This is a genomic window from Nocardiopsis sp. NPDC007018 (assembly GCF_040635075.1).
In the GTDB taxonomy this organism is placed as follows: domain Bacteria; phylum Actinomycetota; class Actinomycetes; order Streptosporangiales; family Streptosporangiaceae; genus Nocardiopsis.
The window spans coordinates 69832-83445 of record NZ_JBEYHA010000020.1 but is presented as its reverse complement, the minus strand read 5'-3'; the positions used below and the strand labels follow the sequence as shown (position 1 = coordinate 83445).

Below are 13614 nucleotides of genomic sequence, written 5' to 3'. Positions count from 1 at the left end.
CCCTGGGGCCCCGCCCGGCGGTCAGTCCAGGCAGAACTCGTTGCCCTCGACGTCACGCATCACGATGCACGACTCGTTGACGCCGTCGGCGCGCATGACGCGCACGCACTCGGCACCGATCGCCTCCAGCCGTTCGCGCTCGGCCTGGAGCGTGGCCAGGCGCTCGTCCCCGACGAGGCCGGCACCGGCCCGCACGTCCAGGTGGACGCGGTTCTTGACCGTCTTGCCCTCGGGGACGCGCTGGAAGAACAGCCGGGGCCCCTTCCCCGAGGGATCGACGCAGGCGAACGCCGAGTCCTGCTGCTCGGGCGGCAGGGAGCGGTTGAACGCGTCCCAGTCGGCGAACCCGGGCGGGGGCGGCGGCACGACGTACCCCAGCACCTCGCACCAGAACCGGGCCACCCGCTCCGGTGCGGCGCAGTCGAAGGTGACTTGAATCTCCCTGATCGTGGTCATGCGCCCACCCTAGCCCGCGCCTCCCCGCACGCCCAGCGAAATTCCCTGGCCCCGGCGGCACGGCGGGGCTAGCCTGCGACCATGCCGCTCGCGAAAGAGCTGGCCGCCCTCTAAGGCCGTGTTTTTGGATCATTCGGCTCCGCCGCCACCGGCGCAGCATCCACAGAACACGGCCTGGCGGCGGCCGACCACTCACTGTCCCGACCGCCGCATCAGCCTCCATGCCGGTGCGGTCCTTCGGGCTGCCCGGTGTCCATCTCCACACACCGGACGTTCCCGTGAACACTTCTTCCACCACGGGCAGGGGAGGCGGCACCATCGTGCTCGTCACCGTCCTGCTCTCCACCCTCCTGTTGCCCCTGGCCCTGACCGGGGCCTCGGTCGCCCTGCCCGCCATCCAACGCGACCTGGACGTCGGGCTCACCTCCGCGCAGTGGGTGGTCAACTCCTACAACGCCTGCTTCGCCGCCTTCCTGGTCAGCGCCGGGTCGATCGCCGACGCGGTCGGCCGCAGACGCGTCTACGCCTTCGGCGTCGTCCTCTTCTGCCTGAGCGGCCTCCTGAGCCTGCTCGCCCAGGACATCGGGGCGCTGGTCGCCCTGCGCGCCCTGGGAGGGGTCGGGGCCGCGGCCGCCGTGGCCGGCGGGGGGGCGATGCTGGCCCTGGCCTTCGAGGGCCCGGCCCGCGCGCGGGCCTTCGGCCTGCTCGGCACCGTGCTCGGCGCCGGTACCGCCTTCGGCCCGGCCGTGGCCGGACTGCTGGTCGAGACCCTCGGGTGGCGGTTCGCCTTCGCCGGGCCCGCGCTGGTGGCGGCGGCTGTCCTGGCGCTGGTGACGCGGGTCCCCGGGGCGCCCGGCGACGGACGCCCCGTGGACTGGCTCGGCGGCGGCCTGTTCACCGCCGCCCTTCTGACCCTGATCGGCGGGCTGGTCGAGGGCCCGGGGCGCGGACTCCCCGTCCTGGCCGGGTTCCTGGCCGCGTCGGCGGCCCTGTTCGCGCTGTTCGCGGCGGTGGAACGCCGCCGCAGCGAGCCGTTGGTCGACCTCGGCCTGCTGGCCAACCGCCGGTTCGTCGCCTACGCGCTGGCCGCCGCGACGTTCATGTCGGTGCTGGTGCCGCTGCTGGTGTACCTGCCGTCGTACCTGATCGACGTGGTGGGCCTCGGCGCCGGGACGGCGGGGCTCTGGTTGCTGATCCTGACCGTTCCGACCCTGGTGCTGCCCACCGTGGGCGCCGAGCTGGCGAACCGGTTCCCGCCCACGGCGGTGGTCGTCGGAGCCCTGCTGCTGTTGGGCGCGGGCGTCCTCGGCTTCACCACGGTGGGCCCCGACTCCACGCCCTGGACCGTCCTGCTCCCGTTCCTGCTGGTCGGCTCCGGCGCGGGACTCACCGGCGGGATGATCGACGGACTGGGTCTGGGCGCGGTCCCTCCCGAAAGGGTGGGTACCGCGGCCGGGGTCTTCAACGCGACGCGGCTCAGTCTCGAGACCGTCTCCATCGCGGTGGTCGGCGCGGCCCTCGCGGTGCTCACCGGAGGACGGCTCCTGGGGCCCGCGTTCACCGGGGCGCTGCACGGGGTCGCGCTGGCCCTCGGCGGGTTCGTGCTGCTGGTGGTCGTCGTGGTCCTGGCCCTGACCCGGCCCCCGCGCGTCCGCGCCCCCGTCGCAGGGTAGGAACCGGGGCGTCCCGGCGCGGTCCCGCCGGGGGCCGCGCCGGGAAGGGCCCGGGTGCCCGCCCGCCGCCCGCCCGCCCGCCCGCCCGCCGAGGTCACGGGGGTCGCGCGCGGTTCGGGCACATCAGGCTCGCCTGTTTCGTGCTTCTCCTGCGGAACTGGGTACCACCTGGGCATCGTTGTGGGGATGATCGGAGGACGCATGACCGACTGGCCGGCGGGCAGCTTCATGTCCATGCTTGGTCCCCGGAGCGCGAACCGGCTGCTCACGCTCTCACCGCCACGGCACGTCCCCGCCAACCGGGTGCTGATCGCCCAGGGAGACGCCGAGGAACAGGTGATGCTGTTGTGCCCTCCGGAGGACGGCACGCCGGCGGACCCCGCGTGCGTCAAGGTCACGTCGGTGCTGCGCAACGGCACCGAGGCGATGTTCGGCATCCGGCGCTGGGGGGACCTCGTCGGTGAGTTGGGCATGTTCCGGGACACCCGGCCCAGCGCCACGGTCACCGCGTGCGCCCCGCACACGATCCGGATCTACCCGCACCAGGTTTTCGAGGGCTTCCTCGAGGAGCACCCCGACGCCTGGCGGGCGATGCTCGCGGTGATGGGGGAACGGCAGGAGCGCGCGGACCGGCAGCGCGCCGAGTTCGCGGGCTACGAGGTGGAGGCCCGGGTGGCCCGCATCCTCGTGGACATGGCGCAGCGCCACGGTGTCCCCACGGACGAGGGCGTCCACCTCGGGGTGCGCCTCTCCCACACCGACCTGGGCAAGCTGGTCGGGGCCCGCACCGACGCGGTCGGCAACGCGATCCGGCGCTTCCGTTCCGAGGGCATCCTCATCACCAGCTACCGGCGGGTGGTCATCGTCGACATGGAGCGCCTGAACGGGGTCTTCGACGCCGCTTTGTGACCCTTTTTGACCTGAATTACCGATTGATCGGTGGTCCTGTGGTGACGGAGGACGACACAATTCACCTGGGCATCTCGCCCAACCTCTCGCTCCGCACTGTTCGCGCCCTCTCCTCCGGTGCCCTCCCCCTGTGCGGAGTCAGAGTGGTAGGGCTGCCGGAGTGGTGAGGACGGCACCATTCCGGCAGCTACCCCCCGTCTCCACACCGCCCCGGTGGCCGTCCCCCTGCCACCGGGGATCTTCGTTCTCCCGCCCCCCGGCCACCCGATCACGCATCATGAGGACGTTGTGTGACGTGAGGGAACGGAGGCAAGGGATGTTCGAGAAACTGCGTGCCGGCGTCAGACGCGCCCGCCAACGGCGCGGGTTCGAGCGCGAGACCGCCGTCATCATCCTCAAGTGCACCGTCGCCGCCACCCTCGCGTGGATCGTCGGCACCCTGCTCGGGGCCTCCTCCCAGGTCGGCTTCGCCCCCTTCACCGCGCTCCTCGTCGTGCGGCCCAGCGTGTACGGCTCGGTGCTCCAGTCCGCCCGCTACATGGCGGCCGTCTTCGCCGGAGCCCTGCTGGCCGGACTGGTGGGGCTCACCGTCGGGGCCCAACCGTGGTCGTTCGTCCTGCTGCTCCTGGTCGCCCTGGTCGCCGGGCAGGCGGGGTTCTTCGGCGGACAGGGCGTACAGCTTCCGGTGGTCGCCGCCTTCGCTCTCGCGGGAGGCACCGCCGAGAGCGCGTCGGACCTCGGGTACCTCCTGCTGATGGTCTGCGTCGGCGCCGCCTCGGCCCTGGTCACGAACGCGGTGCTGGCCCCGGCGATCCGGTTCCGGGACGCCGAGAACGCCGTCCTGGACCTCGCGGACGGCCTCCGCTCGCTCACCGGGGAGATGGCGCGCGGCCTGGGCGACGGCCGGGCGGGGACGGACACGGACCACTGGGCCCGTGCCGCGGACGGGCTCGACGGATCGGTCGACAACGCCCTGGAGGCGGTGCGGCGCCAGGACGACCGGAGGAGGCTCAACCCCCGGCGGCTGGCCCCCGGGGCCCGGCCCGACCCCGGTGCCCTGGACGCCTACGGGGAGTGGATCGCCGCTCTCGGCCGAACCAGCAGACACGTGCAGTCGCTCGTCCGGACCCTGCGCACCACCACACGGCACGGAACACGCTTCCCCGAACCGGACGACGCCTTCCTCCGGGAGTTCGCGCCGCTGGTCGAACGGGCCTCGGAGGTCTTCGCGACCGTGCGCGACTCCGAGGAGACCGGGCACACCACCGCCTCCGCCACCCTGCGTTCGATGGTCGAGGACGCCCTGCGCCAGGTGGACGAGGAACGCGGCGCGCTGCGGGAACGGTGGGCCGACCGGAACTGGCCCGTCTACAGCGCCCTGATCACCGACGTCGAGCGGATCTTCGAGGAGATCCACCAGGGACAGGAGAACACCGAACGCCGCGCCGACGGGTGAACCGAACCCCGGCCGGACGGTGGACACGCAACGCCGGGCGGACGGGCGAACCCGGCGCGGGGGCGTACACGCGCGGCGAACGGGCAGGTTCCAGGCATGGAACGGACCACCGCCCGCCCGGCGGCCCTACGGACCCGCCGGGCCGCCCGAGCTTTCGCCCTCCTCGGAACCACCCTCCTCCTGGGAGGCTGTTCCGCCACCGGGTCCGGTGGCTCCTCCCCGGACGGCCGGTCCGGCGGCGAGCGGACCGACCCCGCCACCACCGCGCTCGGGACGCCCGAGGACCTGGCCACCGACCTCGACGTCCCCTGGGGCATCGACTTCCTCCCGGACGGTTCCGCGCTGGTCGCCCAGCGGGACTCCGCCGTCGTCGCGCACGTGACCCCGGACGGCGACGTCACGGAGGCGGGAACCGTCGAGGGGGTCCGGCACGGGGGCGAGGGCGGCCTCCTCGGCCTGGCCGTCGACCCGGACTTCCCCGAACGGCCCTACGTGTACGTCCACCACACGTCGGACACCGACAACAGGGTCAGTCGGATGGAGTACGAGGACTCCCTGGGAGACGCCGAGGTGCTCCTGGACGGCATCCCCGCCGCCACCACGCACAACGGAGGCCGGATCGCCTTCGGGCCCGACGGCCACCTGTACGTGGCCACCGGCGACGCCCAGGAGGAGGGCAGCGCACAGGACACCGACTCCCTGGCGGGGAAGATCCTGAGGATCACCGACGACGGCGAACCCGCGCCGGACAACCCCTTCGACAACCACGTGTACAGCTACGGACACCGCAACGTGCAGGGGCTGGCCTGGGACGGGCAGGGGCGCCTCTACGCGACCGAGTTCGGCCAGGACACCCTCGACGAGGTCAACCTGATCGAACCCGGCGGCAACTACGGCTGGCCGGACGTGGAGGGGCCCGGTGGCGACGACGCCTACACCGATCCCCTCGTCACCTGGGAGCCCGCCGAGGCATCGCCGAGTGGCGCGGCCATCGTGGGCGACTCGCTGTACGTGGCGGCGCTGCGCGGGGCCCGTCTGTGGGAGGTCCCCCTCAACGGGGACGGCACGGTGGGCGAGCCGCGACCGCACTTCGCCGACGAGTTCGGCCGCCTGCGCACGGTGGTCGCCCACCCCGACGGCGACACGCTGTGGCTGAGCACCAGCAACCTCGACGCCTGGGGCTCACCCGCCGATGACGACGACCGGATCATGACCGTGCCCCTGGAGTGACCCCGGCCCGGACGTCAGGTGAGCAGACCCCGGGCGACGACCTCCTCGGCCAGCACCCGGCGGATCTCGTCGTCCTCACCCACGTGGCCGGGGTGCTCGGCGTTCTCCCGCAGCCGCTCTCGCACCGCGGCCACCACCTCGTCGCTGACCAGAGTCCCCGACAGCGGAGCCGCCTCGGCTGCCTCGCGCCAACGGCGCATCGCGTCCAACCGGCCGTGCTCGACGGACTCCCGCGTGAGCAGGAACAGGCCGTCGACGTTGCGGTCGTGGGCGTCCTCGTCCAGCAGGTCCACGTCGACGACGGTGACCGGTTGGGGAGCGCCACCGGCGGGGTCGGGCCGCAGGTGGTAGACGCGCCAGACCCGGCCGTTGGTGAGGAACACCCAGTCCACGCCCTCGTCCACCGCGAGGCGGCGCGCCATCTGGATGTTGCGCAGGTCCAGGTCCTGGCCGATCCGTCGGACCTCGACCGGCGCGAAGAGCTCGCCGTCCAGGACGATCGCGTAGTCGATCGAGTCGCCGCTGGTGCGGTACTCGGTGGTCAGGTCCTGGAACTTGCTGAAGTTCAGACCGACGCTGAAGAAGTCGGCGACCAGCAGACGGGTGTCGCCGTCGTTGGCGTCGCGCTCCGCGAGGTCGGCCAGCGGCCCGGCGAACCGGTCGACCGCGGCGGCCACCCGACCCCTGACGGCGGTCTCCCAGCCCAGAGTGGTGGTGAACTGGCCCGTCCTGGCCATGACCTGGGTCTCTTCCGTGTCCATGCCGTCCGTTTCCGTGTCTGGGGCAGCCCTGTCACACGGTCTTCTCCGGGGGCCGGGGAACACGCGGACGAGGGGGAGAATCCGCCTCAGATGCTACATCTCCGGTGTGTGGCCCCGACCCCCGAGGAAGTGGTCCACGCCGTGGCCGGGGCACGGGATCAGACCTCCTCGCCCAGCCGCTCCAGCTGTTCCGGTACCGGTGACATGCCGAGGCGACCGGCCAGCGACTCCGCGTCCTTCGCGGAGAGCAGCCGGCGCTCTTCCAGCGGGTCGGTGTAGGCGGTCCCGTCCCACCCGAGGCGGATCGCGGTGAAGGTGGGAGGGCCCAACTCCATGTAGTGGTAGGAGAACGCGCCGTGGTGCGTGTACCACTCGGACCCGGTCAGCCGTTCGGGCTCGGCGATGCCGAGGTCGTCCCCGAGGGTCGCGGCGATCGCGGGGACCCACGCGTCCATGACCCGGGTGGTCGGGTTGCTCTTGATCTCCGACAGGACCACCACTCCGCCGGGTGGACCGTCGAAGACGTTCACGAGACAGCGACCGTCGCCATGGGGTGTGGGAAAGGCCAGGACGAACGCGGTGAGCTCGCCGGTCGGGGTGGTGGTCTTCAGCGTTCTGCTCGCGATCAACGGTGACTCCGGACGACGGGGGCGTGAGCGGTGTCGTCCGGCGGGGTCCGGCTGACGACGTCAACGTACCGGAACCGCTCCCGCGCCCGTCCCGATGCCGGTGGCCCGGTTCCACCGGACGGCCCCGCCCGGGAGACCGGGCCGCCGGTCACCGCGGCGACGCGTCCACACGTGGCCGCGACCAGGGTGCGAGCACCCGCTCGGCCGTTCGGGCCGCCGCCAGGAGGGCGGCGTCCTCGCGGTGCCTCGCGACCAGGTGCAGCCCCACGGGCAGACCGTCGCCGGTGAACCCGGCAGGCAGGCTCAGGGCCGGGTGCCCGGTGAGGTTGAACAGCCAGGTGAACCCCACGCTCATCACGTCACCCGGTCCCGAGTGGGGGTGGGGGCGGTTCGGTGTCGCGGGGGTGGCGAGCAGGTCCACGGCGGAGAGGAGCTCCGCCAGCGCGGACAGGTCGGCGGGCGCGACGGGGGGAGCGTCGGCGGGTGATCCGGGGCCCCGCCTCGCGAGCCAGGTCCGCGCGGGGTCGGTGAGCGTGATCTCCGCGTCCGCCACCGCGATCCCGCAGCCCCGGGCCCAGCGCCGCAGCGCCCTTTCCGCGACGTCGGCGACCTCGGGGTCCGGCTGGGTGAAACCCAGGGTCGGGGACCACGCGACGCGCGGACGGGCGGGCGAGGCGAGAGGGGCGTCCCCGAACACCGCCCCCCGGTACAGCTCGACGTCGGCGACGGTGCGCGCGATCGGCCCGCCGACGGTCAGACCGGCCCGGTCCCGGGCCGGGAGCAGCCCCGTGGTCGGCTTGTAGCCGACGACCCCGCACCAGGCCGCCGGGATACGGGTGGAGCCCGCCCCGTCGCTCGCGGTCGCCAGCGGCACCGCCCCCGTGGCCACCGCGACGGCGGACCCCGCCGAGGAGCCGCCCGGGACCCGGTCCGCGCACCAGGGGTTGAGGGTGGGGCCTTCGGCCGTCTCCCCCCACGTCTTCCACGGTGTGCCGGGGCCCGGGACGGAGGTGGAACCGACCGGCACCGCCCCGGCGGCGACCAACCGGCGGGCCTGGTGGGAGCCGGTTCCCTCCGAGGCCTTCACGGCCAGCGGGACACCGGCGAGAGGCAAACGGGCGCCGTCGGCCACCGCGCCGTCCACCTCCGCCGCGCGCTCCAGCGCGGCTTGCCCCCACACCTCCACGAAGGCGCGCAGGTGCCTGATCCGGTCGATGCCGTCCAGGGCCCGGTGCGCGGTCTCGACCGCGCTCACCTCGCCCCGGTTCACCCGGTCGGCCGTCTCACCCGCCGATCGCGGTCGCTGGTCGTCCACCCGCCCGAGGCTAGCGAGGGCCCGCCCGGTGCCGTCGCGCGCCCCGCTCCTTCGCGCGTGGAGTTCCCTCGCCTGCCCGGGGCTCGGATCAGGCACGGGTGGAGCCCTCCCGGACGACGCGGCGGTGGAGCAGGAAGAGCACTCCGAGGGTGACGGTGAGCGAGGCGAGGGCGATGACCGCCGCGTGGACCGGTACGGCTCCGGAAGCGGCGGCGTTCACGACCCGGCCGGGGTCCTGTGTCGTGGGTGCCCGGCCGGCCGCGCCCACCGTGGCCCAGCCCACGAAGCCCAGGGCGAGGAGCGCCTCCACCGACAGCAGCCGTCTGTGCGTCGCCGGGAACGTCCACCCGCTGATGTGCCGGACGAAGATCTCCTGGGTTCGGGCGCGCACGTGGACCACGCACGCCGCCAGGGCCGTCAGCACGAGCACGGCCCCGGCCCCGGCCAGGTTGAGCAGCTCGGTGCGCAGCGTGTGTACGGTGAGGGCGTGCGCTCTGCGGGCGCTCGTGCCGAGGGTCTCGACCATGGCGACGTAGCGGGCCGCCTCCGGGCTCTGCGCGCGGAACGCCTCGACCACCCGTGGGTCGGGGAAGACGGTCTGCCGGGCGGACAGGTGGTTCACGTAGGAGTTGTCGGAGAGCACGGCACCGTTGGGCAGGACGACGACCACCGGTTCGCGCAGCAGCGGCAGGGTGCCGCCGAGGCGTTCCTCCGCTCCGTACGTGAACAGGGTCTGGCCGGGGGCCGCAGGCAGCACCCGCACGTCGGGCGCCGTGTGCGGGGCGCCGTTGACCCCGAGCCAGCCCCGCACCCCCGCCACCAGGGCCCCGGAGTGTTCCGCGGCCGTGCCCGGCAGGAGGAGGCGCACGGTCGCGGCCGGTCCGTAGGGTCTGCCGTCGGGAGCGAGCACCTCCTCCTCGGCCAGGTAGGTGTCGTTGACCAGGAGCACGGGATTGCTCAGGGCCGGAGCCGGTCGCGCGGCGGCAGCAGGGGGGCTCTCGGGGCGCACCGCTCCGCCGGGGTCCGCGGGAACGCCCGGGAGCAGTTCGGCGGGGTGCATCTGGACCGCCAGAACCAGGTCTCCCGCCGCGTCGGCCCTGCGCAGCCAGGGGCCGAGCGTGTCGTCCACCGCCCGTTCGTCCGCCCACCCGTAGTGCGCGCTCAGCGCCGGCCGCGACGTCTGCCCGTACCGTTCGTGCACCTCCAGTCCGAACCGCTGCTCCCGGGCCTCGCGCGCGGCGGTGGCCACGGAGCCGAGCAGTACCAGGGTCAGTGCCAGCGCCGGGACCCGTACCAGGTAGACGGCGGCGGTGGCGCCGCGCACGGGTAGCCGCCCCCGGAGCGCGGGCAGCACGCCGGTGGAGGCCACCAGGGCCAACACCGCAGCGTGCGTGAGGAGCGCGGCCAGGGTGAGCGGCGTCAGCAGCGCCAGTGCCAGGAGAGAGTAGAAGCCCAGCTGGTTACCGCCGTTGTACAGGTGGAGGAGCCCTGCCACCAGCACGGCCGACGCGGGCACGACGATCGCCCACAACCGCAGGACGGCCCCCAGCTCACCCGCGAGCAACCGGCCGTAGGAGTGCCCCTGGAGCCGCCGCACCGCGTGGTCGCGTGCGGAGAGCAGCACCCCCGCTCCGGTGGCGGTGATCGTGGTGAGCACGGCGACCGCCGCGAGGTGGCCCAGGTGGCCTCCGGCGAGGAAGTGCCACAGCCGGGTCCGCTGGAGGCCGGGTGCCTCCCGCAGCCCGTGCGCGGCCAGCGTCGCGCGGAGGTCGGCTGCGGCCTCCGGGCCGCCGAAGACCAGGTAGTAGCCGTGCGGACCCACGTCGCCGAAGGCGGAGAGCGGGTGGGTACGGACGGTCAGGGATCGGCCGAAGGCGGGGTATCCCTCCTCCAGCCAGCGTGCGTACCGGGAGTCCGGGTCGGGGACGGCCAGGTACAGGTGGACCAGGGAGGAGGGGGTGCGCACGTCCAGCACGGAGTAGCCGATGGCGGTGCCGTGGGAGTCGGCGACCTCCCGTACGGCGCGCGCCACCTCGTCGGTGCCGTGGGTGCCGTCGCCCTCGGTGATCCAGACCAGCTCCGGATCGTCGAGCACGTGGAGGGTCTGTTCGGCGGTGGCGGCCAGGAGGAAGGCGAGCAGCGCGGCGAAGGCGACACACGCCGTGTAGGCGAAGGCGAGGGTCCGGTGGGGCACCTTGCGGTCCTGTCGGCGAGGGGAACCCGAGGGCTGGGGCCCGACGGGTTCCCGGGACGTGCGGGGGCGGGGCGGGGGTCAGCAGCCGTTGCGCCAGTACTGCTGGTTGTTGGCCATGGCCCGTGAGGCCTCGGCTCTGGCCCACACACCGGCGGAGGCGTTCACGCGCTCGGTGTGGGTGCCCACGGCGGTGGCTCCGTGACAGTTCCGGGGGTGGTGGTAGTACGACCGGACGAACCCCTGGCCGGGCACCCCGGTGAGACTGCGCTCCCACACGCCGCCACCGACGTGGGAGGTCTGGGCGAGAGCGGTTCCGGTGGCGAGGGCGAGGGCGGTGACCGCGACGGCGGTCAGACGGACGAGTGTCTTCACTGAGGCTCCCAGCAGGCGGTGGGCGGCGTGGTCGCGTGTGTGGTCCCGGGTGCGGGTGCGGGTGCGGCGGTGGTGCCGCCCGCTGGTCCGGCCACGGGAACGCGCCTTAGCAGTCGTTGCGCCAGTAGCTCTGGTTGTTCCCGTTGGCCCTCGGAGCGGAGGCGCGGGCCCACTGTCCCGCGTTCTGGTTCACGCGGACGGTGCGGGTACCGACGGCGGTGGCCCCGTGGCAGGAGGAGCCGTGGAGGTAGTGGGAGTAGACCTCGCCCGCTCCGGGGGCTCCGGTGACACCCCGGAACCATTCCCCTCCGCCCACGAAGGAGTGCGAGGCCAGGGCGGCCGCGCCACCGCCGAGGGAGAGGACGGCGGCGGTGAGGAGGACGGCGCCCGCGCGCTGGAGTGTGTTCACGGTGCCTCCCTCTAGCAGCCGTTGCGGAAGTACGACTGGTTGTTGGTCCAGGCCCTGGGGGCGCTGGCGTAGGAGGTGCTGCCCGGGGCGGTGTTGCGGGAGCGGTCGGTGTAGGTGCCCACGGCGGTGGACCCGTGGCAGTTGTGGGTGTGGTGGTAGTTCGAGTACACCGTGGAGTCGGTGACCCCGTGGTACCAGGTACCGCCACCGACCCGGGTTCCGGCCAGGGCCGCCCCCGCGGCCCCGGCGGTGATCCCCGCGGTGACGAGAACGGCGACGATCGCCTGACTGACGGTTGTTCGCATGCGTTGACCCCGGTCCGGTCGTCTTCCCCGCGTGGTCGCTCCGAGAGGAGAAACGTCGGGGAACGATGGCATCATCGAGAATTCGCGGAAGGACGAGTGAGAACTGACGCTCCCTTCCCGATTCCAGTACTACAGCGGGGGCGTCGCCGTTTCCTTTTGTGTGGCCGGATGCGGACACGATCCAAACACCCGCCCTGAACTGGGGTAACGGGGGCAACGTATCGGTCTTCGGGTGCTTTGTTCCCTTTGTCGATGTGTGGTGCGGTGCCCTTCCCGGTTCACGCGCGCGCGGCGGACCTTCGGCGGGTGCAGCGATCACGCGGGGCAGGGGCCGGGCGGAGGGGCCTGGCCGGAGCGGTACACCCAGGACCCCGGCAAGGCCGCTGTCGTCACCCCCGCTCGTAGACGCTCACGTGGAACGGGCTCGAGGCGGTGCAGGGCTCCCCGTTCCAGCCGCCCCACCGGCGGGCCAGGCGCAACCCGGCCAGGCGCGCCATGAGGTCCATCTCGGAAGGCCAGACGGTGCCCGGGGTCAGGCGTTCTCGCGAGGCGACCCCTCGGTCACGACACCGGTGATCCAGTCCGCGTGCGCCACCGGGTTCGTGAGCACCATCGGACCCACACACAGCGGGTTCGCGTCGAAGTCACCGTCACGGCTGACGACGCCGACGAGTTCCCAGTCCCCCTCCCCGCCGCGAACGAGGGGACCCCCGGAGTCGGAGACGCACATCTGGGCCTCGTCGGTGGGGTGCTCCGAGCACAGGTCCCCCTCCGGGTCCATCTCCGCGCAGCGGTCGGGGGAGACCACCCCGGTGTCCAGCTGCTGGAGGGTGTCGGGCTTGCCCTCCTCGCCGAACTCGTCGAGCATCCCCCAGCCCAGACCGCGCACCGTCTCCCCCGGAACGGCCGACCCCTCCCCGACGCTCACGGGCCGCTGGTCGACCGGGGCGTCCAGGCGCAGGAGCGCGAGGTCGTTGCGCAGCAGGTACTGGGAGAGCGGGTAGTCGGGGTCGTCGCTGACGTCCTCCACCCCGTACTCCGGGTGGAAGACGACCTCGACCACCGCGCGCTCGCTGCCGCCCGCGTTCAGGTCGGTGCTGCCCACCCGTACCGTGAGCCGCTCGGGGGCGGTGCAGTGGCCCGCGGTGAGGACCCACCGCTCATCGACCAGCGCACCCCCGCACAGGTGCTCACCGTTGTCGTCGTACAGGGCCGCCATGAACCCGTACTCCTCGGTGGCGTCGACACCTCCGATGATCCCGAAGGCGGGCGTGGCCAGTGCCGTCGCCCCGAGGAACGCCCCCACGGCCAGACCTCCGGCGACCATCGGGGCGCGCCCGGCCCCGAATCGACTCCTGCGGCTGTCAGTCATGCCGGACCCTTCCGTCCTGGGATGTGATCGTGCGGCGGCTCGCCGCCACACCCCAAACTAGGAAGCGCGAGCCCCCGGGGCATCGGCCACGAGGACCAGCCGGGCCACCGACGAAAGTGCTCCACCACGCGGCGAAGGGACTACGGAAGACACGCCCGGAGGATACGGAGGTACACGGACACCGGGCCCCGTCAGGCGGGGAGACGGGAGCCGAGGGACAGCCCCATCCCCTCGGCAGAGGACTCGACCGCCCTGACCGCCCACACCCGTTCGTCGATCCGGGTGCCCTTGGCGGTGGTGTACCCGTCCACCGCCAGGACCCGGGAACGCTCGTCCTCCCCCAGGAGTCGGGCGGTCGAACGGGACCCGTCCGAGAACACCAGGGGGAACTCCCCGGAAAGGCCTCCGGGGGTCCTCGCCGTGGTCGCCACGAACACCCGGGCTCCGGGAAACAGGTGGCTGTACCCGGCGTGGGCGGTGGTGGCTGCGCTCATACGGGTCCCCAGAGACGGTGGTCCGGACCCCTCCACACT

Annotated in this window: 14 protein-coding genes and 1 pseudogene; 4 read left to right on the top strand and 11 right to left on the bottom strand. The window is 73.1% G+C overall.

Features of this window, described 5'->3' with window-relative positions; genetic code table 11:
• Positions 1-21 precede the first annotated feature (21 nt).
• Entirely contained in the window at positions 22-456 is a 435-nt protein-coding gene (locus tag ABZ635_RS13895) for a VOC family protein (RefSeq protein WP_357763929.1), read from the bottom strand.
• Between the two features lie 320 nt (positions 457-776).
• Here ABZ635_RS13895 and ABZ635_RS13890 point away from each other — a divergent pair, with 320 nt between their 5' ends.
• The 4 genes from ABZ635_RS13890 (at position 777) to ABZ635_RS13875 (ending at position 5724) form a co-directional block, all read left to right on the top strand.
• Positions 777-2129, top strand: a complete 1353-nt coding sequence (locus ABZ635_RS13890) for an MFS transporter (protein WP_357763996.1) — start codon at positions 777-779, stop codon at positions 2127-2129.
• A 201-nt stretch (positions 2130-2330) separates the two neighbouring features.
• Positions 2331-3038, top strand: coding sequence for a Crp/Fnr family transcriptional regulator (locus ABZ635_RS13885; protein WP_357763926.1), 708 nt, complete (start codon positions 2331-2333; stop codon positions 3036-3038).
• A 316-nt stretch (positions 3039-3354) separates the two neighbouring features.
• The gene (locus ABZ635_RS13880) at positions 3355-4494 is read left to right on the top strand and encodes an aromatic acid exporter family protein (RefSeq protein ID WP_357763923.1); all 1140 of its coding nucleotides are present in this window, start codon (positions 3355-3357) and stop codon (positions 4492-4494) included.
• A 96-nt stretch (positions 4495-4590) separates the two neighbouring features.
• Entirely contained in the window at positions 4591-5724 is a 1134-nt protein-coding gene (locus tag ABZ635_RS13875; RefSeq protein WP_357763920.1) for a PQQ-dependent sugar dehydrogenase, read from the top strand.
• Positions 5725-5738: 14 nt separating this feature from the next.
• Here ABZ635_RS13875 and ABZ635_RS13870 read toward each other — a convergent pair whose 3' ends face one another.
• The 10 genes and pseudogenes from ABZ635_RS13870 to ABZ635_RS13825 form a co-directional block, all read right to left on the bottom strand.
• The gene (locus tag ABZ635_RS13870) at positions 5739-6485 is read right to left on the bottom strand and encodes a hypothetical protein (RefSeq protein WP_357763917.1); all 747 of its coding nucleotides are present in this window, start codon (positions 6483-6485) and stop codon (positions 5739-5741) included.
• A gap of 158 nt (positions 6486-6643) precedes the next feature.
• Positions 6644-7114: a hypothetical protein gene (locus ABZ635_RS13865; RefSeq protein WP_357763915.1), complete on the bottom strand. Its 471-nt coding sequence runs from the start codon at positions 7112-7114 to the stop codon at positions 6644-6646.
• A gap of 148 nt (positions 7115-7262) precedes the next feature.
• Positions 7263-8429, bottom strand: coding sequence for an amidase (locus tag ABZ635_RS13860; RefSeq protein WP_357763912.1), 1167 nt, complete (start codon positions 8427-8429; stop codon positions 7263-7265).
• An 88-nt stretch (positions 8430-8517) separates the two neighbouring features.
• Positions 8518-10623, bottom strand: coding sequence for a hypothetical protein (locus ABZ635_RS13855; RefSeq protein WP_357763909.1), 2106 nt, complete (start codon positions 10621-10623; stop codon positions 8518-8520).
• Positions 10624-10701: 78 nt separating this feature from the next.
• Positions 10702-10995 (bottom strand): lactococcin 972 family bacteriocin, encoded by a 294-nt coding sequence (locus ABZ635_RS13850; protein ID WP_357763906.1) that lies wholly within the window; start codon positions 10993-10995, stop codon positions 10702-10704.
• Positions 10996-11101: 106 nt separating this feature from the next.
• Positions 11102-11404, bottom strand: a complete 303-nt coding sequence (locus tag ABZ635_RS13845; protein WP_357763903.1) for a lactococcin 972 family bacteriocin — start codon at positions 11402-11404, stop codon at positions 11102-11104.
• An 11-nt stretch (positions 11405-11415) separates the two neighbouring features.
• Entirely contained in the window at positions 11416-11709 is a 294-nt protein-coding gene (locus ABZ635_RS13840) for a lactococcin 972 family bacteriocin (RefSeq protein WP_357763900.1), read from the bottom strand.
• A gap of 389 nt (positions 11710-12098) precedes the next feature.
• Positions 12099-12230 (bottom strand): annotated as a pseudogene (locus tag ABZ635_RS13835) (SAM-dependent methyltransferase); the annotation flags it as partial.
• Between the two features lie 11 nt (positions 12231-12241).
• A complete protein-coding gene (locus ABZ635_RS13830; protein WP_357763993.1) occupies positions 12242-13036 on the bottom strand; it encodes a serine protease in 795 nt (264 codons plus the stop codon).
• Positions 13037-13272: 236 nt separating this feature from the next.
• Positions 13273-13575 carry a hypothetical protein gene (locus tag ABZ635_RS13825; RefSeq protein ID WP_357763898.1) on the bottom strand — a complete coding sequence of 101 codons (303 nt, stop codon included), beginning with the start codon at positions 13573-13575 and terminating at the stop codon, positions 13273-13275.
• Positions 13576-13614: the final 39 nt, after the last annotated feature.